This is a genomic window from Lichenihabitans sp. Uapishka_5 (genome assembly GCF_033947565.1).
Classification (GTDB): domain Bacteria; phylum Pseudomonadota; class Alphaproteobacteria; order Rhizobiales; family Beijerinckiaceae; genus Lichenihabitans.
This window is the reverse complement of sequence record NZ_JARPVX010000016.1, coordinates 30,400-56,758: the sequence shown is the minus strand read 5'-3', so window position 1 is coordinate 56,758 and position 26,359 is coordinate 30,400. Positions and strand designations below refer to the sequence as shown.

General features: G+C 66.1%; 21 protein-coding genes and 4 pseudogenes. 12 read left to right on the top strand and 13 right to left on the bottom strand.

Annotation, left to right across the window (positions count from 1 at the left end):
- Nucleotides 1–25: 25 nt before the first annotated feature.
- Nucleotides 26–196, top strand: a pseudogene (locus tag P7D22_RS09095) (ATP-binding cassette domain-containing protein); the annotation flags it as partial.
- Here P7D22_RS09095 and P7D22_RS23460 read toward each other — a convergent pair.
- Both P7D22_RS23460 and P7D22_RS09090 read right to left on the bottom strand, forming a co-directional pair.
- A pseudogene (locus P7D22_RS23460) lies at nucleotides 193–309 on the bottom strand (IS66 family transposase); the annotation flags it as partial. The pseudogenes P7D22_RS09095 and P7D22_RS23460 overlap by 4 nt on opposite strands.
- Before the next feature lie 234 nt (nucleotides 310–543).
- Nucleotides 544–3,702 carry a MobA/MobL family protein gene (locus tag P7D22_RS09090; RefSeq protein ID WP_319933909.1) on the bottom strand — a complete coding sequence of 1,053 codons (3,159 nt, stop codon included), beginning with the start codon at nucleotides 3,700–3,702 and terminating at the stop codon, nucleotides 544–546.
- 197 nt (nucleotides 3,703–3,899) lie between these two features.
- Here P7D22_RS09090 and P7D22_RS09085 point away from each other — a divergent pair, with 197 nt between their 5' ends.
- Nucleotides 3,900–4,430 carry a hypothetical protein gene (locus tag P7D22_RS09085; protein WP_319933908.1) on the top strand — a complete coding sequence of 177 codons (531 nt, stop codon included), beginning with the start codon at nucleotides 3,900–3,902 and terminating at the stop codon, nucleotides 4,428–4,430.
- Between the two features lie 73 nt (nucleotides 4,431–4,503).
- On the top strand, nucleotides 4,504–4,872 hold the full coding sequence (locus tag P7D22_RS09080) for a hypothetical protein (RefSeq protein WP_319933907.1): 369 nt from the start codon (nucleotides 4,504–4,506) through the stop codon (nucleotides 4,870–4,872).
- Nucleotides 4,873–5,684: 812 nt separating this feature from the next.
- Here P7D22_RS09080 and P7D22_RS09075 read toward each other — a convergent pair.
- Together P7D22_RS09075 and P7D22_RS09070 are read right to left on the bottom strand one after the other, a co-directional pair.
- Nucleotides 5,685–6,868 (bottom strand): IS3 family transposase gene (locus P7D22_RS09075; protein ID WP_319933906.1). Its coding sequence is split into 2 segments (ribosomal slippage): nucleotides 5,685–6,604 and nucleotides 6,604–6,868, totalling 1,185 coding nucleotides; the frame shifts between segments, so codons are not numbered across the junction.
- 485 nt (nucleotides 6,869–7,353) lie between these two features.
- On the bottom strand, nucleotides 7,354–8,010 hold the full coding sequence (locus tag P7D22_RS09070; RefSeq protein ID WP_319933905.1) for a TetR/AcrR family transcriptional regulator: 657 nt from the start codon (nucleotides 8,008–8,010) through the stop codon (nucleotides 7,354–7,356).
- A 40-nt stretch (nucleotides 8,011–8,050) separates the two neighbouring features.
- Here P7D22_RS09070 and P7D22_RS09065 point away from each other — a divergent pair, with 40 nt between their 5' ends.
- From P7D22_RS09065 to P7D22_RS09040, 6 genes are all read left to right on the top strand, one after another.
- Nucleotides 8,051–9,460: an HlyD family secretion protein gene (locus P7D22_RS09065; protein WP_319933904.1), complete on the top strand. Its 1,410-nt coding sequence runs from the start codon at nucleotides 8,051–8,053 to the stop codon at nucleotides 9,458–9,460.
- A 104-nt stretch (nucleotides 9,461–9,564) separates the two neighbouring features.
- Entirely contained in the window at nucleotides 9,565–11,124 is a 1,560-nt protein-coding gene (locus tag P7D22_RS09060; protein ID WP_319933903.1) for an MDR family MFS transporter, read from the top strand.
- A gap of 326 nt (nucleotides 11,125–11,450) precedes the next feature.
- Nucleotides 11,451–11,750: a Gfo/Idh/MocA family oxidoreductase gene (locus tag P7D22_RS09055; protein ID WP_319933902.1), complete on the top strand. Its 300-nt coding sequence runs from the start codon at nucleotides 11,451–11,453 to the stop codon at nucleotides 11,748–11,750.
- 42 nt (nucleotides 11,751–11,792) lie between these two features.
- Nucleotides 11,793–12,560, top strand: coding sequence for a Gfo/Idh/MocA family protein (locus P7D22_RS09050; protein ID WP_319933901.1), 768 nt, complete (start codon nucleotides 11,793–11,795; stop codon nucleotides 12,558–12,560).
- Nucleotides 12,561–12,592: 32 nt separating this feature from the next.
- The gene (locus P7D22_RS09045; RefSeq protein WP_319933900.1) at nucleotides 12,593–13,657 is read left to right on the top strand and encodes an NAD(P)-dependent alcohol dehydrogenase; all 1,065 of its coding nucleotides are present in this window, start codon (nucleotides 12,593–12,595) and stop codon (nucleotides 13,655–13,657) included.
- 35 nt (nucleotides 13,658–13,692) lie between these two features.
- Nucleotides 13,693–14,424 (top strand): SDR family oxidoreductase, encoded by a 732-nt coding sequence (locus tag P7D22_RS09040; protein ID WP_319933899.1) that lies wholly within the window; start codon nucleotides 13,693–13,695, stop codon nucleotides 14,422–14,424.
- Between the two features lie 782 nt (nucleotides 14,425–15,206).
- On the opposite strand, the pseudogene P7D22_RS09035 reads toward P7D22_RS09040, so the two are convergent.
- Nucleotides 15,207–16,212 (bottom strand): annotated as a pseudogene (locus tag P7D22_RS09035) (zinc-dependent alcohol dehydrogenase family protein).
- Nucleotides 16,213–16,417: 205 nt separating this feature from the next.
- On the opposite strand from P7D22_RS09035, the gene P7D22_RS09030 reads away from it, so the two are divergent.
- Both P7D22_RS09030 and P7D22_RS09025 read left to right on the top strand, forming a co-directional pair.
- Nucleotides 16,418–17,404, top strand: a complete 987-nt coding sequence (locus tag P7D22_RS09030) for an aldo/keto reductase (protein WP_319933898.1) — start codon at nucleotides 16,418–16,420, stop codon at nucleotides 17,402–17,404.
- 58 nt (nucleotides 17,405–17,462) lie between these two features.
- Complete coding sequence (locus P7D22_RS09025) at nucleotides 17,463–18,158, top strand: SDR family oxidoreductase (RefSeq protein ID WP_319933897.1); 696 nt, start codon at nucleotides 17,463–17,465, stop codon at nucleotides 18,156–18,158.
- A gap of 241 nt (nucleotides 18,159–18,399) precedes the next feature.
- Here P7D22_RS09025 and P7D22_RS09020 read toward each other — a convergent pair.
- The 3 genes and pseudogenes from P7D22_RS09020 to P7D22_RS09010 all read right to left on the bottom strand — a co-directional run bounded on the left by P7D22_RS09020 (nucleotide 18,400) and on the right by P7D22_RS09010 (nucleotide 20,434).
- Nucleotides 18,400–18,921, bottom strand: a pseudogene (locus P7D22_RS09020) (SDR family NAD(P)-dependent oxidoreductase).
- Between the two features lie 11 nt (nucleotides 18,922–18,932).
- Entirely contained in the window at nucleotides 18,933–19,583 is a 651-nt protein-coding gene (locus P7D22_RS09015; protein ID WP_319933896.1) for a TenA family protein, read from the bottom strand.
- Nucleotides 19,580–20,434, bottom strand: a complete 855-nt coding sequence (locus P7D22_RS09010) for a BtpA/SgcQ family protein (protein WP_442916067.1) — start codon at nucleotides 20,432–20,434, stop codon at nucleotides 19,580–19,582. Before P7D22_RS09010 ends, P7D22_RS09015 begins: the two co-directional genes overlap by 4 nt.
- Nucleotides 20,435–20,455: 21 nt before the next feature.
- Here P7D22_RS09010 and P7D22_RS09005 point away from each other — a divergent pair, with 21 nt between their 5' ends.
- A complete protein-coding gene (locus P7D22_RS09005; protein ID WP_319933894.1) occupies nucleotides 20,456–21,349 on the top strand; it encodes a PfkB family carbohydrate kinase in 894 nt (297 codons plus the stop codon).
- Nucleotides 21,350–21,382: 33 nt separating this feature from the next.
- Here the strand turns inward: P7D22_RS09005 and P7D22_RS09000 are convergent, their stop codons facing one another.
- The 5 genes from P7D22_RS09000 to P7D22_RS08980 are packed head-to-tail and all read right to left on the bottom strand — an operon-like array spanning nucleotide 21,383 to nucleotide 26,265.
- The gene (locus P7D22_RS09000) at nucleotides 21,383–22,447 is read right to left on the bottom strand and encodes a phosphotriesterase family protein (RefSeq protein ID WP_319933893.1); all 1,065 of its coding nucleotides are present in this window, start codon (nucleotides 22,445–22,447) and stop codon (nucleotides 21,383–21,385) included.
- A gap of 11 nt (nucleotides 22,448–22,458) precedes the next feature.
- Nucleotides 22,459–23,460, bottom strand: a complete 1,002-nt coding sequence (locus P7D22_RS08995; RefSeq protein ID WP_319933892.1) for an ABC transporter permease — start codon at nucleotides 23,458–23,460, stop codon at nucleotides 22,459–22,461.
- Entirely contained in the window at nucleotides 23,457–24,254 is a 798-nt protein-coding gene (locus P7D22_RS08990; protein WP_442916066.1) for an ATP-binding cassette domain-containing protein, read from the bottom strand. Before P7D22_RS08990 ends, P7D22_RS08995 begins: the two co-directional genes overlap by 4 nt.
- Nucleotides 24,251–25,186: a substrate-binding domain-containing protein gene (locus tag P7D22_RS08985; RefSeq protein WP_319933891.1), complete on the bottom strand. Its 936-nt coding sequence runs from the start codon at nucleotides 25,184–25,186 to the stop codon at nucleotides 24,251–24,253. Before P7D22_RS08985 ends, P7D22_RS08990 begins: the two co-directional genes overlap by 4 nt.
- Nucleotides 25,183–26,265 (bottom strand): LacI family DNA-binding transcriptional regulator, encoded by a 1,083-nt coding sequence (locus P7D22_RS08980; protein WP_319933890.1) that lies wholly within the window; start codon nucleotides 26,263–26,265, stop codon nucleotides 25,183–25,185. Before P7D22_RS08980 ends, P7D22_RS08985 begins: the two co-directional genes overlap by 4 nt.
- Between the last annotated feature and the right edge of the window lie 94 nt (nucleotides 26,266–26,359).

Here is a 26,359-nt window from a genome sequence, read left to right as displayed (position 1 = left end):
CGTCGACGTCGCCGCGCCACGGAGTGTGCCGTCGCCCCTGGTGCGCCTCGCCGGCGTACAAAAGAGCTTCGGCACCCATCGGGCGCTCGACGGCGTGTCGCTCAGCGTGGCGCCCGGCGAAGTGCTGGGCATCATCGGCCGCAGCGGTGCCGGCAAGTCGACGCTGATCCGCTGCCTGAACGGCCTCGAGGGACCGGCGCGCACATGACGACCGATGCGCTCGGCCAGGGGCGCGAGCAGCACCGCGACATGGCCCATCCAGCCCGCCATCACCGATCGGTTGATCGTGACGCCTTCGCGCCCGTAAAGGCGAGCCCAAGCCTGGTTTTGATCGTCAGTCGTATGGATAGGATTTCCTCTGGCAGGACGGGAGAAGAAGGATCGAGTGCGGGTAAACGCCCGCGAGCGAAGGGGAAGGGGCGCCTCAGGCGAGGATGCGTTCGAGGTCCGAGACGAGACGATGAAGCGGTCGTGCCATGTGGCGAAGCTGCGTACGTATTCGGGTGGCCAGCGCAGGCCGACGCGCGGGGTGGCCGTCGCGGATCAGGTGATCTCAGCCGTGCCCCGGCGCCGACCCTGCGGGTTGCGGCGGACCATCATCGCGGCGAGGTTGCCCCAACCGTGCCGCCGGGCTGCCATCACGCCCGATGTCGCCAGGCGCCTCGCCTGGTCGGCCAACACCGACTCCGGGTCGGACTGCCCGAACAGCTCGCCGCAAAGCCGCAGGGCATGAAGGTGCAGATCGTCTTCGCTCCATTCCGACAATCGCGCGAGATGCCGGGCCGAGGTGGGGGTCCATCGCCCGTCGACCATCAGGATCAGAGCGGCCTGTGCGGCGAGCCGCCGTTCCTCGTCGTCGAACCACGCCGCCCGCCCGACCCGATCCGACCGCGATCCTGCCGGTTCCGGCCCGCCGCGATCGCGCGCGCCCGGCCGACCTTCGGCCTGAGCAGCGGCGGCGTGGAGCCGTTCCGCCGATGGGGCCCGATGATGGACGTCGTCCGGCCGGAAGCCGCACCATTCCGCACGGCGGCGTTTCAGGGCGAGGGAAAGGCTGCGGGCGGCATCGGCGATGGCGTCCTGTTCGGCCGAGGCGGCGGCCTTCGCCCGTGCCAGAAGAGGCCCGACAACCGCGAGTTCCACCATGTTCGAGAGGATCGACACCACAAGCCCGCATCGTTTCAGGCGGCGCGTGGACCACCGCATGCCATGCAGCACGGCTAGGCGTGCGGCGTGACGGCGTCTCGCCTCGTCGGCCCGCAAGGCGCGGTTGTGCCATACCGCGTCGAGATCCTGCTTCAGCGCGTCGAGCGTCTGCTTTCGCAGCGTCCGGTAGACCCTCGTTTCGACGGTCGACGACAGGCTGTTGACGCGCGCCACCCACTTCGCCTGCTGTTCGATGAACCGTGTGGTCCTGTCCGAGAAGGCGTGAGTGACCGCTGTCCTGACCCGGGCCTTGGACGCCTCGTCCGTGACGGTCCATTTCGCCGCGAGGGCGGCCGCGACCTCGGTCCTGCTCCGTCCCGTCACGCGCAACCGCAACGCGAGGCCGCGATCGCGTTGCGCCCCGTCGACCGCTCCCTTGCCGAGCTTTGCCGCACGCCGTTCGATGTCGGCCTCGAAAGCATCGACGACCATGCGGTCGCGCGCATCCGCGGCGGTGTCCGAGAGCGCATCTGCCCCTTCCGGAGGTGCCTCGGGCAAGGTGATGGGCGTCGCCGTTTCGGGTCGTGCTCGGACGCGGTCCTCGCGCGCAAGCACCGGCGCAATGGACACCTGCGGCCGACTGGCCTCGCCGTGGCGCGACGCGGCTGGCGGGAATGAGGGCCCGATCGCCGTAGCCGCGGCCGCGAGGGGGCGGCCGGCGTCCGGTATAACCGCATCCGATGTGTCCGAATGAGCCGGAGGGGGCTCCTGTGCCGGCTGATCCGTCCCGCCACCCCGCCGCGCCTGGCGGGCGGCGTTGTCCTCGGCGGCCCAGCCATCCCACATCCGCTGCAGGTCGGCCGGGCACTCACGTTGCATAAAGTCGAAGGATGTTGGCCCTCGTTCGCCTCCGTCAATCGGACGGAGATGCGCTTCGAGGGCCGCGACCGTCAGCCCGGCCCGGCTCGCTAGCTGTTCGAGGCGCGAGCGTTTGAGGCGCCGCTTGTGGTCCAATATGCGTGCCAGCCTGAGGGCCCATTCGACCTCGATCGCGTTCGTCCTAAGTGGTTTCTCGCTTCCAGTGGTCGCCATCGGCGGTGCCTCACGGGGCGGTGCTTTCGCGTGCGCCGGTGACGTCACGCTCGACGACATGCGTTCGGGACCGTCGGCGCCGATCGTCGTCTTAGGTTGGCGCGCCCGACGCCGGTGAAGTGCGGCGGTCACGATCTCGGCCGGCAGATCGAGACCCAGGTCGTGCAGGAACGCCGCGACCGGGTTCGCGCCGTCGACCGATACGGTCGGCGAGGCGACCGCAGGTCCATGGCGCTGCGTGAGCAGCCCGATGCGCTCGAGGACCGTCGCTTTATCGAGGCGTCGTGCCGCCAGGGCCGGAGCGACCTGCGCAGGCTCGGGGACGACGTCGTCGGAACCGACACGCACCGGCGTGGTCCGTTTTGGGTCGCACGCGTATTCGTGGCGTGTGGGTGCGTCAGGATCCTCAAAGGTGGCTGACGCTCGGCGTTGGATCGCACTCTGCGAGGCCGTGGCGTCGCGCCCGTCTGCGACGATGCCAGCGTTTTCGGTCAAGGTGTGCGTGAGCGGGAGACCGGCCGCTTGCCCTTCGGCGTGACCGCGACGCTCAGGTGCCCTCACCCGCTCTGCCAGCTCACGCCGCCGGCGCTCCCTCCAGGCCGTCGACCCGCGTCGATGCTGGTACTCGAGTTCCGTTCGCGGCACGTAGGTGACCGGGGTGACGGCGAGGCCGCGTCGCGCGAAACTGCGATGATCGACGTGCTCCCCAATCGCCGCCTGCATCCGTGCCGCCCAGTCGGAGCGGATCCACTCTATCGTGTTGCCGATCAGACGCCCGTCGACCTCGGTGGCGTTGCCGTCGGCTTTCTCGCTGACGGCGTCGAGGGCGCGAACCTTCCTGCCGATCACGCCCGCCTCGACCACCCGCGTTCCGAGTAGCAAATGAGCGTGATCGGGCTGTCCGTGATCGTCGTTGTGGATCTGCCCCTCGAGCGGCACCTTCAGTCTATCGGAAAGTGCCCTGGCGTAATCCTCCAGGATCGCGCCCGCCGCGGCAGGCGGTATGCCGCGCGAGAAGGACGCGATCAGGTGGACCCCGACGCGGGGCAGGCGCCCGCCATAACAACGGTAGGAGCCGTCCGGCTTGCGTTCGGCGGTATCGAGGCGCCGCGCCAGCTCGGTCCCGTTTTCGGCCCGCAGGCCCCGCGTGATCAGCACATGGGCGCCGAGCTCATCATCGACGACGTCGACCTGGCTCTTGCCGGATCGGGCGATGTACCGCGCTGCCCGGACCACGGATCGACCCTCGTCCAAGCTAGGCTCGTCGGCCGCCACATCGTCCCGCTCCACGACGCGATCTTGCCGGTTGATGTATCGCGACTTTCGCACACCGGCGAGGCGCCCCGGTTCGGCGAGGATCTTCTTGAGCGAGACGTGGAAGAAGCCTGGTGAACTCGGCAGCCGCGAGGGTCCGCTCTGCGGATCGTCGCGGGCGGCCGCCCTCGAATGCGCCGTGCGCGTCATGGCAATTTTCCCTTGGAGAATTGCTTAAGCGGGCCTGCTAGATTCGCCATAGCGGGATAGTACACTACTTTTCGACCGACCTCGTACGGACAGGACGTCGACGTAGAGATCAGGTGTGGCGATGGGCGACACGGAAGACCTGGGCTGGTCGGTCTGCATCGCCATGTCGATTCGGTGGTCGCCACAGGACGCGTTGCATGTCAATATCGATGATGCTTGCGCCTATGTTTATGGCGAAAGTGACAACTTTTCACGGCCTGACGAGCTGGGTGCCTGTTACAATCGCAGCACGCCCTGGATGCCATCCTGGATTCGAGGGCGAGGCGCATCGCGCCGTAGAGCAGGAGGAATTTGCCATGGATTTGCTTCTGGATCGATTTGCGCGGCTGAGGCGTCAGGCCAAACGCGCCGGGACGATCGGATTCGCGGTTCTGGACACGCCGCCCGAGCAGCGGGCCGCCGTCGTATCGACGGTGCTCGCGGTGCTGCCCCCGGGCAGGAGCCGCGAGGCCTTGCTGATCGTGGCGTACGATCACCCGATCGAGATCGAGCCCTGCCATCGCGACGAGCAAGTGCTGCTGATCGCGGAGCGCGAGCGCCGGAAGGCCAAGGCCGAAGCCGGTCGCGCCGAACGCGCGCGCAAGAAGGCGGATGCGGAGGTGAAAGAGGCCGAAGAGGCGGCTGAGCAGCTGCGCTTCGAGGCGTGGAAGAAATCCGGGGGTCGCTGACGTGCCGCAACCCCGTGTGGTCCGCGGCGATGCCTGCGGCCACACGGACACAATGCCCCATGGAAGCCCTGACATGCCCGACGCGATCCTAAGCCCGAGCGAAGTGACAGCAGCCGTGATCGGCTTGGCGCAGGCGATCTACACGGCGCATGTCCATGCGGGACGCGCCTGTCTCACCATCGACGACGCGGTAGGACGCGCCTGCATGATCGTCGGTTTGGCGCAATCGGACATGTGGCATCAAGTGGTTCAGAACGCGGTCGCCGCCCCCTTGTCGGCGACCTACGAGCACGAGGCCAGAGAACAAGTGGCCAATGACGAGATCGCGCGTGAGCAGTATCGTCGGATAGACATGTTCGCACGCGCCCTCAATCGACGGGAGGTCGGACATGTCGAGACTAACGGTGATGGCTCGGGCGTGGACCCTGCCGATCATGGGTGAGATCATGCGCATGAGGAAGGGGGCCGGACCAAGCGTGGCGCCAGGGTCACCTTTCGTCCTCCGACTGGAGTGGGCCCCTGGCAGCCGATAGGTCGACGAAGATGGATTGACCGGGTAGCCGGGCTCTGGACCGCGCCGGATTTCCCAGAGGCTCCAATTCTTGAGACCCGACGATCCGCGTTCGACGCCGTAAGCCGGCCGCCGGCCAACATGAGCGGGATGCCGGTCCTCCCGACCGAAACACCATGCCCTTGATGACGATGATCGCGGAGACCGGTATGTATCGCTGCGCGACGCTTTCCAAGACTGCGAAAAAATGTAGTATCTTCAGGCGTTAAGCTGCGATGCCTTCGCTGTGCACGCCCACTGAGCGCTGGCCGTTGCACCAGGAAAGGCCATATCAGTCTCATGGCTTGGCTTGCAGCCGAATGTGCTTGGATGGAGGTTAAAGGACCTGAATGCTTGATCGGAGAAGTTTCTGCACCCTGATCGTCGGAGCCGTGGCTCCTAAAACATGCGACGGGTACGAAGATCGGGACTTCGTTGTCCATCAGATGTTGCCACGCAGGAGCCAAGCCTACCGCATCGGCGAGGTCATTCACGACCCGCGCTGCGGACGATATTTCCGTCTGGCGAAGATGATTGAGACATCGAATGGACCTCTCGCCAAACTCCGCTGTGTCAGCCGGGCCACCTAGGGCCTGTTAGTGCCTGAGCCAATCGAGTGCAGCGGCGATGCTTAGGACGCCGAGGAAACTGTTTGCGGTTTTCTCGTAGTTGGTCTGCCCCCGTTGGGTGATCCGGTTCGAATGTTAGTTCAGGGTCGGTCTGGGTGCTAGCGTGAGCATGGCCGGCGGAGCTGGTCGGGGTTGCGCAGCCGGCCATGCGGCGAAGGCGGGCACAAACACCTCCGGAGCGGGTGGCCTGTAACCGATCGAGCTGTGCGGCCGGACGGTGTTGTAGTGCCGTCGCCAGCTCTCGATAATGACCTGCGCCTCCCGCAGCGAGTAGAAGATCTCGCCATCGAGGAGTTCATCCCGGAGCCGGGCATTGAAGGACTCGACGTAGCCGTTCTCCCAAGGACTGCCCGGGGCGATATAGGCAGTCTTGGCGCCGACGGCCTTGATCCAGTCCTGCACGGCTTGCGCGACGAACTCGGGACCGTTGTCGGAACGAACATGGCCCGGCACACCGCGCAGGATGAACAGGTCGGAGAGCACGTCGATGACGTCGACGGCCTTCAGCTTGCGGGCGACCCGGACGGCGAGGCATTCGCGGGTGAACTCGTCGACCACGTTGAGGGTCCGGAACTTACGGCCGTCGTGCGTCCGGTCCTCGACAAAATCGTACGACCATACGTGATCGCGGTGCTCGGGCCGGAGCCGGATGCAGGAGCCGTCGTTGAGCCATAGGCGACCGCGCTTCGGTTGCTTGGCCGGCATTTTTAGGCCCTCGCGTCGCCAGATCCGCTCAACCCCCTTGGCGTTCACGATCCAGCCGGCATCGCGCAACAAGGCCGTGATCCGCCGATAGCCATAGCGGCCGTACTGACGGGCCAACTCGATAATGTCGGCCATGAGCAGGTCTTCGTCATCTCGGCCCCGCGGCGTCTTGCGCTGCGTCGAGCGGTGCTGTCCAAGCGCCACGCACACGCGGCGCTCGGACACGGCCAGATGCCGTTGCACATGCTCGATGCAAACGCGCCGACGCGCGGGGCTCAGAAGTTTCCCGAGGCGGCTTCCTTCAGGATCAGCTTGTCCAGCGTGAGATCCGCGACCGCCTTACGCAGTCTCGAGTTCTCGGTTTCCAGCTCTCTCAGGCGCTTCACCTGGTCGGCCTTCAACCCGCCGAACTCCTTGCGCCAGCGGTAGTACGTGACCTCCGTCACGCCGATCGAGCGGATCGCATCCGCTGTCGTCTGCCCTTGTGACACCAGCACGTCGACTTGGCGCAGCTTGGCCACGACCTCTTCAGGCTTGTGGATCTTCTTCGGCATCTGTCCGTCCTCGCGTTGGCTTAAAGCCATACTTCAGGGCGGATCACTTCAGTGGGGGCAGACCACGGCGATCGCGACAGCCCAAGGTCAACAGGAATAGAAGCACCCACAGCGAGACGAGGGCCATCCCCCTGGCGGCGAGCATGTTGCCCGCCGCGCGGAACATCGACACCACGGCGAGTTGCAGAGCGCTAAAGCTCCAGGCGCACGACATTGTCTGGATGAAGCGCTCGCCTTCGGCGCCGGCTGTGGGATCGCCGGCTGCGACGGTCGGGGGGAAAGCCGCCCAGCCCAGTACGCGTCGGTGATCTGGTAACCGGTCTGCAGCAGGTGCGGTGCGCCGCCCCCAACGGCACAGCCAGGCAGAGCCATGGCCCAGAATCGGCCGTCCTTTGGCAAGGATCAGGGCATGGGCATCAGTCCGTCGTGGGTGTCCGGTCGATGGGTGTCCCGCGCGGCCGCACAGGTGCCGGCCTGATCCCGAGTCAGCGTGCCCTGACACCATCGAGAAAGAGGCCGACGGCCGCCCGGATGCGATGGTCGACCTGCACCGGATCGGTGTGGATGCCCAGCATGGCCAAGCGTGTCTGCCGTCCAATAACGAGGCTCAGGAAGAGGTCGGCTGCCAGATCGGCATTCTCGATGACGATCTGCCCGTCGCGACGATGATGCGCGAGCACGGTGGCCAGAGCCGCGGTGCTGCGCTGCCAGCCTTCCTGATGCGCGAGCCGGGCCAACTCGGGAAAGCGGAGCGCCTGCGCGATCAGGATGCGCTGGATCGCCAGCGCTTCGGGCGCGAGCGCGGCTGCCATCATGATGCGCGAAATCGACAGGAGCACATCATCGATCCGACCCGACAGGGGCGACTCGGCAGCTTCCCCCAAGGGGACGAGCCAACGGTCGATTTGCCTCTGGACCACAGCGGCGAACAGGGCGCCCTTGTCCTTGTAGCGGGCGTAGAGCGTCGCCTTGCCGACACTGGCGGCCTCCGCGACCGCATCGATCGTGGTTGCGTCGAAGCCGCGCTCCATGAACATGCGGGCGGCGATCTCGATCAGGCGCTCGTCACGACGCAGCGCTGCCTCCTGCGAGGGACGTCCGCCGGTGTAGCGCTTGGGCTTAAGTTCCGCCTCGCCGGTCATCGTTCCCATCGCGGTTGGGCCACGCACCGGCCCGGAGGCCTTGTCTGGCCGCAGCTTCTCCGACTCGATCACGCTTTTTCCCCATACCGCAAGCTTGCATTCAGCATTGGCTGGGCATAACAGAACAGAGCCGTTTAGTTCAACAGAGTTCAATAATATGGACAGCACGACCGCGGACCGACGCGCTTTCGACGACGCCGCGCGTCCGGAAGAGCCGGCGGAAGCCGGGGTGGTGCCATTGAGCGGCAGGACGGCGCGGCAATTGTCGCCTGAACCCATCCCAGCAGCTCTTCCGGCGCCGCCGCCCGCGGCAACGTCGCCACAACTTGCGGCGGCACCGGTGGTGTCCACACCGGCCACGAAGCGGCCTAAGCGGGGGAAGGCAAAGCTCTTCTTTGCAGCCGTGCTTCTGGCGGGCATTGCCGGCGGCGGCCACTACGGCTGGCACTGGTGGACCGTGGGCCGCTTCCAGGAAACCACCGACAACGCCTTCTTGCAGGCCGACAAAGTGACGGTGGCGCCCAAGGTCGCCGGTTTCGTATCGGCGGTCTTCGTCGGCGATAACCAAGCCGTGAAGACGGGCGACGTCCTCGCGACCATCGACGACCGGGACTACAAGATCGCCATCGCCGAGGCGCAGGCTGACCTCGACAAGGCCGAGGCGCAGCTCGACGGCTACAAGGCGGCGGTGGTGCAGCAGCAGGCCCAGGTCGAATCCGCAAAGGCCGACGTCAGCAACGCCGATGCGGGACTGACGTTCGCGGGCCAGGAGGCCAAACGTTATCAGGACCTGTTGTCCTCCGGAGCCGGCACGTCGCAGCGGGCGCAGCAGACGCAATCCGACCTGCTTCAGCGTACCGCCACCCTCGCCAAGACCCGTGCGGCTCTCGATGCCGCCGAGAAGCAGGTTGTGACCTACGGCGCCTTGGCCAAAAGCGCGAACGCGGCGATCGCCGGCGCGCAGGCCAAGCTGGAACAGGCCCAGCTCAACCTGAGCTACACGATCGTCCGCGCGCCGATCGATGGCGTCGTCGGGGACCGATCGCTACGTTCCGGGCAGCTCGTCCAGGCCGGCATGGGGCTGCTCACGGTCGTGCCGGCCGGGCGCGACATCTACCTCGTGGCCAACTTCAAGGAAACGCAGCTCGGCGACATGGTCCCGGGGCAGCCGGTTGAGTTCACCGTGGACGCCTTCGGCGATCGCGTCTTCCGCGGCCGCGTCGACAGCTTCTCGCCCGGCACGGGCGCGCAGTTCGCCCTGCTGCCGCCGGAAAACGCGACCGGCAACTTCACCAAGGTGGTGCAGCGCGTTCCTGTGAAGATTACCATCGCCGGCGACGACACCGATCTGTCGCGCCTGCGGCCGGGCCTTTCGGTCGAGGCCACGGTCGAGACCCGCAGCGGTTCGTCCGACAAGCCGACACGGGTCGGCCTGGCCGAGGTGCGCTGACCCAAGCTTTTCCGTGACCCCACCACGGGAATCGACCCGCTTCTGCCCGGTGCGTTTATCCGCGTCGGACATGAGTGGGATCCTCGCCCAAACTCGGCGGCCCCATGTCCTCCACACCAGAAAAAGCTTCTCTGCGCGATTGGCTCGCCGTCACGGCTGCCATCCTCGGCGCCTTCACAGCCATTCTCGACATCCAAATCACGAACTCCTCTCTGAGCGACATCGAGGGTGCGCTCGGCGCCTCGTCCGACGAGGGAAGCTGGGTGTCCACGGCGTATCTGATGGCTGAGATCATCGTGATCCCATTAACGGGGTGGCTCGGTTCGATCTTCGGCCTGCGCCGCTATCTCGCCTTCAACACGGCCGTTTTCATCGGCTTCTCCATCGCCTGCGCGCTGTCGACCAGCCTGACCGAGATGATCTTCTTTCGCGCCGGCCAGGGTTTTACGGGCGGTGTGCTGATTCCAACCGCCATCACCATCGTGCGTACCAAGCTGCCGAAATCGCAGCAGGCTGTCGGCATCGCCTTATTCGGGCTGACCGCCACCTTTGCGCCGGCCATCGGCCCAACGGTCGGGGGCTGGCTCACCGACAACCTTTCCTGGCACTATATCTTCTACCTCAATCTGCTTCCGGGGCCGATCGCGATGGCGTTGCAGCTTTATGCGCTCGACAAGGCCCCGCTGCGCCTCGTCGAGCTGGCGAAGGGTGACTGGCTTGGCATCGGCCTGATGGCGACAGGCCTGCCGGCCTTGACCTTTGTGCTCGAAGAGGGGCAGCGCAAGGATTGGTTCGGCTCGCCCATCATCTTGGAGGGCACCGCTCTGGCGGTGTTCGGTATTGTCGGCTTCGTCGTCCGGGAGCTGACCGCGGCCAAGCCGTTCATCAATCTGAGGGTGCTGAAGAACAGGTCCGTGGGCGGCGGCTGCCTGTTGATGACCGTGCTCGGCGCCGTGTCGTTCGGCTCGATCTACGTCATCCCAGTCTATTGCGCGCAGATCCAGGGCTACAACGCCGAGCAGATTGGCTACGTAGTGATGTGGAGCGGCCTGCCGCAGCTCGTGCTGTTCCCGGCCATGCCGTTCCTGATGAAGCGGTTCGATCCCCGCGTGCTGGTCGTGGCCGGTACGCTGTTGTTCGCGGCGAGCTGCTTCATCAATGTCGGCCTGACCCACGACGTCGGCATGAACCAGCTGATCTTGCCTCAGCTCCTTCGCGCGGCCGGGCAGCCGCTGTTCACCGTGCCGCTTTCCCAGATGTCGACGGCGGGACTGGCGCCGCGCGACACGGCGGACGCCTCGGCCCTGTCCAACATGATGCGCAATCTCGGTGGCTCCATCGGCATCGCCATGTTGTCGACGATGATCGACCGTCGCGAGCACTTCCACTTCTCGGTGTTGGCCGAGGCGATGACGCAGAACGCCACGCTGACCCAATCGCGACTGGCCGCCCTCGCTGCCGGCCTGCACGCCCACGTCTTGGACCTTGCCGCCGCCAAGGCGCAGGCGATCGGTCTGCTTGCCACGCAGGCCCGGCGCGAAGCCTATGTGATGGCCTACAGCGACGCCTTCTGGATCATCGGCGTAGGGCTGATCATCAGCCTGGGCGCGATCGGCCTGCTCAAGAAGCCGCAGAAAGCAACTGGGCCGATCGAGGCACATTGACCGATGCGACCGCCCCGAAGATCCGAATTGGCGATCTTGACGGCGCTTCTGGACGGGCCGAAGCCGATCAGGGAGGGCCCGATCGGACGCTGCGTCAAGCGCGGGTGGTGTGCCGTGCGAATGGAAACGCAGGCCGGCACAGGGGGCGGAAAGATTGTCGTTCTCTACGAGCTCACATCGGACGGACACGATCTACTTGCAGAGGCCGCAGCCACGACGAGTTCGGCTTGAGCCGGACAGCCCTGGTCGTGTGATCCGAGTTCGGAACCATACGACCGAGCCGCGGCCCTCGACAGCCCTTCTGACTTCAACCAAGGACGCCCGCCATGGCTCAGCCTCGTTTTCGCGTCGGCATCGTCGGTCTTCAACCCGATCGGAGTTGGGCCGCGCGGGCGCATGTGCCCGCATTGCGGGCGCTCTCCGAAGATTACGAGATCGTCGGTGTGGCCAATTCCAGCCGGGAAAGCGGTGCTGCCGCAGCCGAGGCGCTCGGCATCCCGCGCGCCTTTGATACCGTCGCGGATCTGGTCGCAAGCCCTGAGGTCGATCTCGTCGCGGTGACCGTGAAGGTACCGCATCATCTCGACCTCGTGTCCGCCGCCATCGGGGCCGGCAAGCATGTTTAATGCGAATGGCCGCTTGGCAACGGCCTTGCGGAAGCGCGACGCATGGCTGATCTGGCCCGTGACAAGGGCGTCCTCGGGGTCGTCGGAACGCAGGCCCGCATGGCGCCGGAGATCCGACAGCTCTGTGACTTGGTGGCCGAAGGTTATGTCGGGGAGGTGCTGTCCACCACGCTGGTCGGCACGGGTGGCAATTGGGGTCCGGTCATTCAGACGGCCAACGCCTATACGCTCGAAGACGCCAATGGCGCGACCCTGCTGACGATCCCGCTCGGTCATACGCTCGCAGCTCTGACCCAGGCGCTCGGCCCGGTCGCCAGTGTTTCCGCGACCCTGGGGCATCGCCGGACGACCGCCCTCAATGTCGACACGGGCCAGATCGTGGCCATGACGGCGGCCGATCAGGTCCTGGCCTATGGCGAACTCGTCGGCGGCGCGCCGCTCTCGATCCATTATCGTGGCGGGTCGTCCCGCGGACCGGGGCTGCTGTGGGAGATCAACGGCACCGAGGGCGATATTCGGATCAGCGGACCCAGCGGCCACACCCAGATGGTGCCACTCAGCCTGAGCGGCGGCCGTGGCGACGACAAGACCCTGGAGCCGCTGCCCTTGACCGCCGCCTACGCGGCAGATGCCGGCGATGGACCGGTGATCGGCAATGTGCGCCGCCTTTATGCCGCCTTGGCAAGGGATCTGCGCTTCGGCACGCGCGAAGCGCCGCGCTTCGAAGACGCCGTCGCCATCCATCAGATCATTGCCGCGATCGAAGCCACGGCGGGAACGCACGCCGCGGTTCGGCCCGACATGATGTGAGCTGCAAGCGAACCTCCCGGGAGTTCTCCAAAATGTTTCAATGCATCGGCTATGCGGCTCACGACGCCCAATCGCCCCTGGCGCCGTTCTCCTTTACGCGGCGGGCGCTCCGACCTCGCGATGTCGCGATCGAGATCGTCTATTGCGGGGTTTGTCATTCGGACCTGCACTACGCCCGCGACGACTGGGGCCGGACGGCCTATCCATGCGTGCCGGGTCACGAGATCGTCGGCAGGGTGACCGAGGTCGGCCCGGAGGTGACCCGGTTCAAGCGCGGCGACCATGCGGCTGTCGGCTGCATGGTGGACAGCTGCCGGGACTGCTCGTCCTGCGCGGCCGGGCTCGAGCAGTATTGCAACAACCGGCTCACGGCGACCTATAACGGCAAGGACCGGCAGACGGGCGAGCCGACCCTCGGCGGCTATTCGGACCGCATCGTGGTGACCGAGGACTTCGTGCTGCGGATCCCGGAAGGGCTCGATCTGGCGCGTGTGGCTCCGCTCCTTTGTGCTGGCATCACCACCTACTCGCCGCTGCGACACTGGAAGGTTGGTCCGGGTCAAAACGTTGGCGTTGTCGGCTTGGGTGGCCTCGGGCATATGGGCGTCAAGCTTGCGCGCGCCCTGGGGGCCGAAGTCACCATGATCACGACGTCGCCGGACAAGGAGAAGGACGCCAGGGCGCTAGGAGCGCATGGGTTCCTGCTCTCAACCGACAAAGCCGCCATGGCAGCTCACGCCGAGCATTTCGATTTCGTTCTCAACACCATCCCGGTCAGCCACGATGTCGGCCCTTATATGGCGCTCGTCAGGCTCGACGGCGCACAGGTACTGGTCGGCGCGCTGGACCCGCTCGAACCCTTGTCGGGCAGTGCGCTGGCTTACCGCCGCAAGACCCTCGCCGGGTCGATCATCGGCGGCATTGCGGAAACCCAGGAAATGCTCGATTTTTGTGCCGAACACGACGTGCTGGCCGATTGTGAAACGATCGCGATGCAGGACATCAACGCGGCCTATGATCGCCTGAAGAAGGGCCGGGTGAAATACCGGTTCGTGATCGACATGGCGTCCCTGAAGCAGGCGGACGCGGCGGCCTGACCGGCATCCCACCTTGTCCCAGAAGGACCATGTCAATGAAGATGCAGGATCTCACCGGAAAGGTGGCCGTGATCACGGGAGCCTCGAGCGGCATCGGCGAAGCCGCCGCCCGGCTCCTTGCGGACGAGGGCGTCCATGTCGTGCTGGTTGCCCGCCGGCGCGACCGGCTCGAGAAGCTCGCTGAAGCGTTGGGCGGACAGGCCTCGGTGATGGAGGCCGATGTGGGCGATGCCGCGCAGGTCAAGGCCGTGTTCGATCACGTAGGCGAGCGGTTCAGAGGTCTCGACCTACTGTTCAATAATGCGGGCCTTGGCATCAATGCCAAGTTCGAGGCCAGCGCGCCGGCTGACTGGAAGCAGATGATCGATGCCAATCTTTACGGCGTCCTTCACTGCACGCAGGCCGCGATTCCGCTCCTGCGCGGCCGCCCTGGAGCGATGATCGCGTCCGTGTCCAGCGTCGGGGGACGCTACGGCGTCGAGAACTGGTCGGTCTACAGTGCCACCAAATTTGCCGTGGTCGGCTTTCACGACGCCTTGCGCAAGGAACTGGGCCCCGATCGCATCCGCGTTTCGGTGATCGAGCCGGGGGCGGTGTGGAGCGAGTTCGGCCACAATGTGAGCGAGGCCCTCGACGCCCGGCGCACACAGCTCGAGGCGCTAACGTCCGAGGACGTGGCACAGGCCCTGGTCTATGCCTTCGCGCAACCCGCGAACGTCCTGGTTGAGGAAATCCTGCTACGGCCCGTGCTGCAGGTTGCCCCCTGATCGGCCGTCAAGCCGGTGAGCGACCTTGGGGCCCGCCATCCGCAATCGAAGCCTTTCCTGGGAAGCCCACTTGGCGAGCGATCCGCGGTAGTCGGTAGCGAACGCTTGGCCCGCCGGGATGGTGTCGACCCCGCAGGAGTCATCCGTGTGGCTCGGCAAGCGCGGACCCTACCGCCTTGATGGCCTGCGGCCACGGTTCCCTCGCGAAATGATCGGCCGCCTACGCCGCAGTAGCCACCATGCGCAAGTGCAAAGCGGTCCGCCCAGGCCCGGGCGGCCGCGTCGAGGGTCGAGGTCCAAGGCACCGTTTCCCCGAACGCCAGCATAGCCATGCTTCACCCGGTCGACATCACTGAGAAGGAGCAGCGCCGTCGTGACAGGGGCCTTCACGCCGGGCGCGGTCACGGCCGCCACCTTGCGACCGCGTCGGCGCCCGCGGTGAAAGCACCGATGACGCGCGGGTGCAGCGCCGCCTTCTCATCAAGGGCCTCGGTCCGGCTTGTTGTGGTCATTGCGGCTGTCTGACCGCGACGGGACGGCCCAGGACCGTATCGCCGTCGAGTTCCGTGATCACGGTGATCCGGACTGCTGCATCGGCGTCTGGCTCGGCGACGTCATGGCCCCACTCGTCATCAGGATGCGGCCTAGCAGCGGGCGCACCGCTGTCCGGAAGGTGCAACCCACCAGCTTCATCGTGGTGCGTCTCCAGTCAGTGTGCGGGCGGCCGAGGCTTGCCACCGAACGGGCAATCGCCGTTGGGATGCTGCATCGTCACGCCATGCTCAGAGCCGGATGACGATCTTACCAAAGTGGGTTGCGCCTTCGAGGTGGCGCCAGGCTTCCAGGGCCTGATCGAAGGCGAACACGCGGTCGATTACAGGCCGCAAGGCGTGCAACGCGATAGCGCGGTTCATCGCCTCGAACATGTCCCGCGATCCGACGGAAATACCCTGCAGCCCCACGCGGCGACGCAGGATCGCGGTGGGGTCGATTTCGTTGTGCCCCGTGAGCACGCCGATGATCCCGATCGTGCCGCCCATACGCGTCGACTGGATCGAACGCGCGAGGGTGCCGGCGCCGCCGACCTCCACCACATGGTCCACACCGACTCCATCGGTGAGCGCGAGCACCGCTTCCTGCCACTCGGGCGTGCTCCGGTAATTGATTGTCTCGTCTAGCCCGAAGCCCCGCGCGCGCGCCAGCTTATCGTCGGATGACGACGTGCCGATCACCCGCGCTCCAAGCAGCTTGGCAAATTGCAGGGCGAAAATAGACACGCCGCCCGTGCCCTGGACCAGGACGGTGTCGCCCGCCGTCACATGGCCGAAGGCAATTAGCGAGTGCCACGCCGTCACCGCCGCGCACGGCAGTGTCGCGGCCTCCTCGAAAGACAGGTGTGCGGGGATGTGCACCAGAGCGGTCTCGGGAAGCACGACGTATTCCGACAGCACGCCGTCGAGCGCACCCCCGAGTGCCTGGGCCACCACGTCCTCGCAGGGCACCTCCGATCCAATGTGGGCTGAAGATGGGGCAGACCCGATCGCCCGCCTTGACCCGCGTCGTCCCTGGCCCGACGGCCTCGACCTCTCCGGAACCGTCTGAAAGCGGCACAAGCCCGGCCCGGACAGCGGGGCCGTATGTGCCGGTGACCGTCATCAGGTCACGATAGTTGAGGGACGCCGCGCGGATCCGGACGAGCGCCTGACCCGGCCCTGGAGTTGGGGTCGGCCTCTTTACAAGGGCGAGACCGTCTGTGCTCCCGGGACGGCTGAGCTGAAACTGCTGCACGGTTGATGGTCCTTGTCGCAGAAGCCGATGGGCGATCGCCCGTTGCGGCCCTTTCCAAGCAGGAACGTAGGGCTTGAGCAGCGGTTACAAGCTTACGACAGCCGGTCCGATCGGTGAGCATCGCGTACCGGTAACTGGTTGATCACGCGAAGTCCGGCCGTTCCAGCGGTTATGCAGACCACCATCCAGTGACTTGGAGGCGAAAATGAACAAGCGCAAGCTCGGGACGGCTGGGCTCGAAGTGTCGGCCATCGGCCTCGGCTGCATGGGCATGTCGGAGTTCTACGCCGGACGAGACGAAGCCGAGTCCATCGCCACGATCCACCGCGCGCTCGACCTCGGCATCGATTTCCTAGACACCGCCGACATGTATGGCTTGGGCCTCAACGAGGAACTCGTCGGACGGGTCGTGCGGGAGCGATCCGAGTGGGTGGTTGTTGCGACCAAGTTCGGCAACGTCCGTGGCGAGGACGGTAGCTTTCAAGGGGTCAACGGCCGACCATATTATGTGCGCCAGGCTTGCGACGCTAGCCTAAAGCGCATGGGCCTCGATGTGATCGATCTTTACTATCAGCACCGGGTCGACCCCCAGGTTCCGATCGAGGACACGGTGGGCGCCATGGCGGACCTCGTCCGCGACGGCAAGGTCAAGTATCTCGGCCTTTCCGAAGCCGCGCCCGCAACCGTCCGACGCGCCCAGGCGGTGCATCCGATCAGCGCGCTCCAGACCGAATATTCGTTATGGAGCCGCGACCCGGAGGACGAGATCCTACCCACCGTGCGGGCCCTCGGGATCGGCTTCGTGCCATACAGCCCGCTCGGGCGCGGCTTCCTCACTGGTCAATTCCGCAAGGTCGAAGACCTGTCCGCGGACGATAGCCGGCGCCATCACCCCCGCTTTCAAGGCGAGAACTTCGTGAAGAACCTGGACCTCGTGGCCGAGATCGAGACCGTGGCCCGCGACAAGGGTTGCTCGGCGTCGCAACTCGCCCTCGCTTGGGTGCTGGCGCAGGGCAACGACATCGTTCCGATCCCCGGCACGAAGCGCCGAAAATACCTTGAGGAGAATGTCGGCGCGATCAACGTGACCCTCACTCCCGCAGATGTCGAACGGATCGACAAGGCGTTGCCGGTCGGCGCCGCCACCGGCACGCGCTACGCCGCGCCTCAGATGCAGGCGCTCAACCGCTGAACCGGCGATCAAGAACAGTGGTGGAGGAGATCCCAGGTCATTGGTAGGCAAACGTATCGTGGTGCTCGGCGGCAGTTCCGGCATCGGATTGGCGGTAGCGCAAGCCGCAGCAGAGAAAGGCGCCTCGCTGGTTGTCGCATCCAGCAACCGAAACAAGGTGGACGAGGCCTTGGCCACCTTGCCAACGGGTGCCGAGGGTCACGCCCTCGATCTGACCCAAGCCGAAGCCGTTGAGGCGTTGTTCAAGGACTTGGGGCCATTCGATCACCTCGTCTTCACAGCCGGTGAAACGTTGGAGCTGGGCTCCCTGGCAAGCACGGACCTCGAGACCGCCAAACGTTTCTTTGAGCTACGCTACTGGGGCGCGTTTACGGCTGCCAAATGCGGCAGCGGCAACATCAGGCCGGGTGGCTCCATCGTCTTCACCTCCGGCACCGCGGGTCGGCGCCCCCGGGCGGGGTGGTCACTCGGTGCAAGCATCTGCTCCGCCATGGAGGGCCTGACCCGAGCCCTCGCGGTCGAACTCGCGCCGATCCGGGTCAATATCGTTGTGCCTGGACTGGTCAGGACGCCGCTCTGGGCCGGGATGGCCGAGGCCGATCGCGACACCCTGTACCGAAACGCCGCAAAGGCGCTTCCGGTCGGCCATGTGGGCGAGGCCTCGGAGATCGCCGACGCCTATCTCTACCTTATGGGCCAAAGCTACGGGACAGGGCAGGTGATTGTGGTCGACGGCGGTGGCTCGTTAGTCTGAGTTGCCCCATGGGAGCGGGCCGCCGTCCGGTTCACCTAGCTCATAGCTCCAAAGCTGACATTCAGCTTTCGGCCAAGACGCGCCGTACAGCAGCCGGACGGCTCTGCGCCCATAGCGGTCGTGCGTTGGCGTCAGCGGCTTTCTGGAAAGCTGCCGTTTGCTTGTCTGTCCAGAAAGGTCGCGGGCGGTCGCGATTGCTGCGTTCCGGTGCAATCGGCCGCGTTCAGCCAGGGCGACTTACTCAGATCTGCGCGATGCCACCGTCAACGAAAACCTCGCTGCCGTTGATGAAGGTGCTCTCGTCGGACGCCAGGAAGGCCACGACCTTCGCGACCTCCTCGTCGCGCCCGATTCGCTGGAGGGGCGTGATCGAGGCGGCCAAGCTTAAGAAGCTATCGACCTGCTCCTTCGGCAGTCCGGATTCACTCCAGGCCGGCGTGACGATGGCGCCTGGGCTTACGGCATTTACCCGGATGGTCTTGCCCTTCAGGTCCGACGACTAGGTGCGCGCGAAAGAGCGGACCGCGGCCTTGCTGGCACTGTAAAGTCTCCAGTTTTCGAACCCCTTGCTCGCGACGATCGAGGCGCTGAGGATGATCGAGCTTCCCGGCCCCATCAAAGGCAGTGCCTTCTGCACCGTCCAGATAACGCCCTTGACGTTGGTGCCGAGCAGGCCGTCGATATGCTCTTCGGTCAGGGCTCCAAGCGGTGCCGGTGCCGCATAGTCTGCATCGTGACTGTCGAACTGAAAGCGCCAAAAAATCGTAGGAGGCTTTAACCGATGTCGAATGGCGCTTCATGGAAGGCGATCTCCAGCTCCAGGGCGTGGCGGAAGTTTGTGCCAAGGCTGGCTTCCAGTCCCGGGTCCGCGTCGTCGATCTGTTGGCGGAGCCAGTCGGCCTGGGCCAGGAACTCGGGCTCGGCGTGGAGGTCGACCCAGCGGCGCAGGACAGGGTCGCTGATCAGGCGCTTGGCCGCGCGGGAACACCAGGTCGCGTACATCCATTCGGCGGCGAGCATGATCGCGACGCCATCGAGGTAGCTGCCATCGCGCGCGATGGCCAGCATGCCGTCCCGGAACGCCGGGACGGAGGGCGGCAGGGCTCTGGCCCGGTCGGCGGGCGTAATGCCGAGCGCCGCGTAGGTCCGTTCGAAGTAGCCGATCTGCTCGACCGCCAGAGCTTGCAGCACGCCGGCGAGCCAGCGCCGCTCGGCGAGGCCCGGCGCCTTCACGAGCATGTGGCCGAAGATCAGCATCGCGGTTTCGACGAAGTCGCATTCGTAGATCAGATAGGCCTTGAAGGCCTCCGGGCTAAGCCGGTCTGCCTCGATGGCGGCCACGAAGCGGTGCGCTTGCATGGCGTCCCAGACATCCTGGTTCGCGGCGCGGATGCGTTCCGACAGGGTTAGGCTTTGCGGGCTCACGCGCGCGCCTCCCCGGAGCGGACAGCGTGGACCTTTTCCATGAAGGCCGCGACCCGGGCCTCCTCGACCGGGTTCCACCAGACGCCGCCCTGTTTCAGCGAGCTCGCGATGATGACGCCGTCGAGCAGCGGCAGCATGGCGGCGATGTTGCCGGGCGTGATGCCGCTGCCGACGAGGAGCGGCAGGCCGGTGGCGTTGCGCATGGTCGCGATCTCGTCGACCGCGGCCGCGTCGCCGGTGCGCTGCCCGGTGCAGATCACCGCGTCGGCATCGAAGAACTCGACGTCGCGCACCATCTCGGACACCGAGCGGTCGGCCACGATGGCGTGGGCACCGTGCTTCACATGGGCATCGGCGAAGACCGCAACGTCATCGGCCCCGATGGCGGCGCGATAGCGCAGCGCCACGGCGGCCTCGCCCTCGACGATGCCTTCGTTCGCCACATAGGCGTTGGCCCACTGGTTGACGCGCACGAACTGGGCGCCCGCGGTCTTGGCGACGGCCAGCGCCGGCACCGCCCCGTTGGCCAGCACGTTGATGCCGAGCGGCACGTCGAATCGCTGGCGGATACGGTCGGTGATCACGGCCAGCCCCGTCGTCACTTCATGGCCGATCCGCTCCGGCTTCAGGAACGGGATATCGCCGTGATTCTCGATTATGAGACCGTCAACCCCGCCCCTGACGTAAGACTCGGCATCCGCTACCGCGATGTCGATCGTCTTGCGAAAGTCCTTGTCGCGCCAGCGTGGCGTTCCTGGCATGGGTGGGCAGTGAACAACGCCGATTATGACTTGATTACGCCGAAATATACCGTTGATTTTGCTCTCTCTGTTATGCGATACACTCATAATTACCTCTCTTTGAGCTGATTTATGTTTCTTGTTCTTGGAAACGCAGTTGTCGACGAGGCGATGACGGCCGATGCGTGGCCAGCGCCGGGGCAGACCGTGGTGGTGGGCGCGCCCCGGCGGGACCTCGGCGGCAAGGGAGCCAACCAAGCCCTCATGCTGGCCCGCGCCGGCGCGCCGGTGCGCTTCGTGGCCCCGGTCGGTCGCGACCCCGACGGGGACTGGATCGCCGACACGCTGCGGCATGCCGGGCTGCCGCAGGCGGAGCTGTGGCGCACCGGAGGCGCGACCGACCGTTCGCTGATCTTCGTCAGCCGCGAGGGCGAAAACGCCATCGCGTCGACCACCGAGGCGGCGCGATCCATCGATGCCGTGGCGGCGGCCGCGCTGGTGCAGGGGCTGGAGCCGGGCGATGTGCTGGTGTTGCAGGGCAACCTCACGCTGGCCACGACCTGCTCGGCGCTCGAGGCGGCGCGGTCGAGGCGAGTCCGCACCGTCTTCAATCCGTCCCCGATCCAGGCAGGCTTCGGCGAGTTGCTCGGCCTCGTCGACCTGCTGGTGCTGAACGAGCCTGAGGCCGCAGCCCTGAGCGGGGGCGCGGCGGGCGACGAGGCCGCCGCAGCGCTCCGGTCTGCGGGGGCTGGTGCCGTGGTGCTGACGCTCGGCGGCCGGGGCGCGGTTTTCGTCAGCGAGGCCGGCCACGGCCATGTGCCGGCCCGCGCCGTCAAGGTCGTGGATACGACCGGTGCGGGCGATACGTTCGCGGGCGTGCTGACGGCTGCATTCTACCAGCGTGACCTGTCGCTCGCCGCCGCGATCCGCGCCGCCACCGAGGCGGCGACCCTCACGGTGCAGCGGCCGGGCACGCTGGCGGCCTTTCCGAGCGCCGATGAGGTCGCGGCGATCTGGCGCCGATAAATGAGGACCCATGGTGATGCCGCGCGGCTCGCCTCAACCGGCCGTGGAGAAGACGCGGCGAGGATTATCGACCATCAGGGCCGTCAGAGCGGCCTCGGACAGGCCGAGTCGGCGCAGGCGCGGCAGGAAATGCCGCTGAATATAGGCGTAGCCGAAGCCGCCGTAGCGAGTGAGCATCATCTTCAGGAACACGTCCTGCGAGAGCACGATCTGGCGGCCGAAGCCGGCCTCGACCAGTCCCTTGATGGCGCGGGCGTTCTCGTCCTCCGACGGGCATTGCACGCCCTGGTCGGCGTACCAGAAGTCCATGCCCACCATGTCGTATTCGAGGATGGCACCGCGTTCGGCGAGGCCGAACTGGTAGGCGGTGTCGAAGAAGGACGGGTTCATGTGGCACAGCACGGTGTGCCGGATGTCGCCGCCCTCCTCAGCCACGATGTCGAGCACCCGGTTGGCGTGGCGGTACCAGCCCGGCAGGTGCACCATCAACGGCAGCCGGGTCCGCCGTTGCGCCGCTGCGGCGCCGCGCAACGACTTCTCCTCGTCCGCCGTGAAGTCCCCTGAAACCCCGATCTCGCCGATAAGGCCGATCTTGACGCCGGTCCTATCGACGCCCTCGAGCGACTCGGCCACGATTTCGTCGGCGATGTCGGCTTTGCTCATGCTGGCCACGCAGGGCGGATGCGAGCTCTGCAGATAGTAGCCCGCGCCCATGACGATCTGCAGCCCGGTCGCTTCCGCAATGCGGACGAGCGCTTCGGGGTTGCGCCCGATGCCGCGGCAGCTCGGGTCCACCACGGTGCGGCCGCCGAGCGCCGCGACAGGCCTCAATTCGTCGATGGCCAGGGCCTCGTCGTCGAGCGCGCAATTGTGCAGGTTGGCGAACGGGTCCATGCGCAGCTCGCCCAGGATCTCGATCGACACAGGGGCCGTGCCGAGATAGGCGCGCTCGGGCTCGGCCGGCTTGTTCCACCAGCAGGTGACGTCGTTGAGGATGTGCTCGTGCATCAGCGTGACGCCGAGAGCGGTGGCCGCGATGGGGCCGCGCACGGTCATCACCTTGCCGGATCCGACGTGGGTTTGGGAAAGCTCGCTCATGGGACTGTCCTTCAGCTCCGGCGCTTGACGGTGCCGACGCGGTCGAAGATGCGCGTGTTGAGCCAGATGGCGATGAGGATGATGGCGCCGGTCACGATTTGGGTGAAGAAGGCGTCGATATGGGCCAGGATCAGGCCGTTGCTGATCGCCGAGATCGTCAGGGCGCCGAGGACGGTGCCGACGATCGTGCCGCGCCCGCCCGCAAGCGACGTGCCGCCCAGCACCACGGCCGCGATGACGTCGAGTTCGGTGCCGACTGCGGCATTGGACGAGCCCGATCCCAACCGCGCCGCGACCACGAGGGCCGCAAGCGCCGAGGCGACGCCGCTCCACACGTAGACCGAGGCGATCACGCGCTGGGCCGGCATGCCGACCCGGCGCGCGGCTTCCGCATTGGCCCCGACAGCGCAGACCCGGCGGCCGTAGAGCGTGGCGTTGAGCACCACGTAGCCCGCGAGCGCCACCGCGAGCCCCAGGATCGCCGGGTAAGGGATGCCGGCGAGCGTGCCCCGACCGATATCGAGGAACAGGCTCTGCGGTATCAGGATGGAGAAGCCGCCCGTCAGCACCAGCGCCACGCCGCGGATCGCCGAAAGGCCCGCCAGGGTAACGATAAAAGCCGGGATTTTCTGGACGGCGATGAAATAGCCCTGGAACAACCCGATGGCCGCGCCGAACAGGAGCATCAGGACTGCCACGACCGGCCAGTCCCAGCCGCCACGCAGCAGCAGCGCTGCCGCGGCGTTGACGAGCCCGATGATCGACCCGACCGACAGGTCGATGCCGCCCGTCGTGATCACGAAGGTCATAGCGACTGCGACGATCAGGGTCGGGGCCGCCTGCCGCAGCAGGTTGAGCAGGTTGCCGGTGGACAGAAACACCGGATTAAGCGCGAAGAAGAACGCGCAGCAGAGCAGGAAGAACAGCGCAATCGACAGCACGTGCGCGTGGGTCTCGAAGAAGTCGCGCAGGGGAGAGCCCTGCTGTCGCTCCGTGTAGGTCGAGGCGGTCATGCGCGGTGCCCTTCTCCCACGATGAGGCGGACGATGTCCTCGAGGCTTGTGTCGCCGATCGAGCGCTCGGCCACCTTGGTGCCCTCGTACATGACCGCGATGCGGTCGCAGACGCGGAACAGGTCCTGCAGCCGGTGAGTGATGAGCACCACCGCGACGCCCTTGGCCTTCAGCCGGTTGATGAGCGCCAGCACGGCCTCGACCTCCGCCACCGCGAGCGCCGAGGTCGGCTCGTCGAGGATCAGCACGTGCGGGTTGAAGGCGGCGGAGCGCGCGATGGCGACCGCCTGCCGCTGCCCGCCCGAGAGTTGCGCCACTTTGGCGCCGACGTTCGGGATGCGGATCTCAAGACGCTTCAGCATGTCGCGAGCGCCGCGCTGCATGCCGGGCTTGTCGAGGAACGGTCCGCGCCGCATTTCCCGGCCGAGATAAAGGTTCCCTGCGACGTCGATCGTGTCGCAGAGGCTCAGGTCCTGGTACACCATCTCGACCCCGCGCTCGCGCGCCTCGGCCGGTCCGCTGTAGCGCACCGGCTTGCCGTCGATCTCGATCGTGCCTTCGTCGGCGATGTAGGTGCCGGCCAGGACCTTGGTGAAGGTCGACTTGCCGGCCGCGTTGTCACCGACAAGGCCAAGGCACTCGCCCGGCCAGAGGTCGAGGTCGACGCCGCGCAGAGCTTGGATCGCGCCGAAGGTCTTGCGGATGCCGCGCACGCGCATGCGCGGTGTGCGTGCCGGGTCTGCAAACCCGGCGGCGGAGGCCGAAGCCGCCGGCGCCTGCTTGGCCATCATCATTTGAAGGCCGCCCGGAAGTCTCCGACGTTGGCTTTGGTCACGATGGTCACCGGCACCTTGATCGACTTCTCAACCGTGCCGCCGCCGGCCAGGGTCGCGAGCGCCTCGACGGCCTTCTTGCCTTCGAGGAACGGGTCCTGCTGGACGACGCCAACCACGAAGCCGGCGTCGATTGCCGCCACTGCTTGCGCGCTGAGGTCCCAGCCGAAGATCTTGAGCTTGTCGGTGCGTCCCTGGCTCTGCGCCGCCGCGATAGCGCCGACGAGCGCCGGCTCACCGGTGGCATAGAGGGTCTGCAGGTCCGGGTTGCCGGTCAGTAGGTTCTCGCCGGCGGCCAATGCTTGGTCCTGGATATTCCGGCCATCCACCACGCCGACCGTGGTGACGCCGCCGGCAGCCTTTACGACCTCGTCGAAACCCTTCTGGCGCAAGTTCTGCAGGTCGGAGTTCAGCGCGCCGATGTCGCCAAGCGTCGCCTTACCGCCCATGTTCTTCTTGATGTAGTCGATGTAGAACTGGCCGATCAGCTTGCCGGCCTGGTAATTATCGACCGAGATCTGGGACGCCTGCGGACCGTCGGGCAGTACGCCGTCGACCGCGACCACGGGGATCTTGGCGGCCGCCGCGGACCGCACCGCCGGCATAATACCGTTCTGGTCGACCGAGACGATCACAATGCCGTCGACCTTCTGCTGAATGTAGGTTTCGAAGGCGCTGTCTTGGGCCTGGGCCGAGTTGTTGGCATCGAACACCAGGAGCTTGTCGCCGGCCGCCTTGGCGGCTTCCTGGGCGCCCCGCGTGATGTCGGTGAAGAACGAGACCTGCTGGTTATACTGGACGAGCGCGAAGGTCTTGTCCTTCGCCTCCGCGGCGGTGGTGAGTCCTGCTGCGAGGATCGTGGCGGTCGCGAGCTTGAGCAATGCGTGCGTCATGGCGTGATGGACCCCTTGGTTGTGGTTCGACGTGGCTTCCTTGCTTTGGCCGGGCCGCTCTCCTGCGGCGGCCGGCCAACCGACTCGCGCAATACGAGTTCGACCGGGAGATGTTCGACGACGTCCTCGACGGGCTCGCCCTCGAGTCCACGGATCAGGAGATCCACCGCACGTCGGCCCAGGGCGTCAACGGGCTGGCGGATCGAGGTGAGGGGCGGATCGAACAGGATGAAAGGCGCGATGTCGTCGAAGCCGATGACGGACAGCTGCGCCGGAATCCGCAGGCCCGCCCGGCGAAAGATCTCGAGCGCGCCGATCATGATCTGATCGCTGGACACGAGAAGGGCCGTCGCGGCGCTCCGCGTCGCGAGCAGCCGTTCCGCACAGGCGCGGCCGTGCTCGGGCGAATAATCCCCGCAGTAGATGTCGCCCACGACGGCCTCGACGCCGGAATCCGCGATCGCACGACGCACGCCGGCGAGACGCTCCTGGGTGGAACGCATCGCCTCGGGGCCACCGAAGAAGGCGATGCGCCGATGACCCATGTCGATCAGATGACGGCCAGCCAGGAAGCCACCCTGCTGATTGTCGATGAAGACCTTGGAGGCGGTCACGCCCGCGATGTCCTCGTCGAGGATCACGATGCGGCGGCCGCTGACCTGGATGGGCTCCCGGAGCGAGCCGTCGTCTGCATGGTTGCTGACGAAGATGATGCCGTCGACGCCGGTGCGGCTCAGCCGCGCCAGATACTCGCGCTCGCGGTCCTGGGTGTTGAGGGAGGCACATAGCGTGAGGCCATAGCCCCGCCGTGCTGCTTCCCGTTCCACAGCCGCCGCGAGCCGCGCGAAATACGGGTTGGTGATGTCCGGCACCACGAGGCCCAAAGTTTCGGAACGCCCACGGCTCAGGCTGCGCGCATGCGGGTTGGGATGGTAGCCGAGCTCGTCGATGGCTCTGCGGATCCGGGCCACCGTCGCTTCGGGCAGCTGGATGTGGTTGTTCAGGTGACGGGACACGGTGGCGACCGATAAGTTCGCCGAACGCGCCACATCCGTCAACCGTGCAACCTTCTGCGCCATGATGTAACCGATTTACCGATGGTGCGATAGACTATTCGTATTAGAAAAACGATCAAGCCGTTATTTTGATCTGTTCTGCAGTACGCTGCTTCGA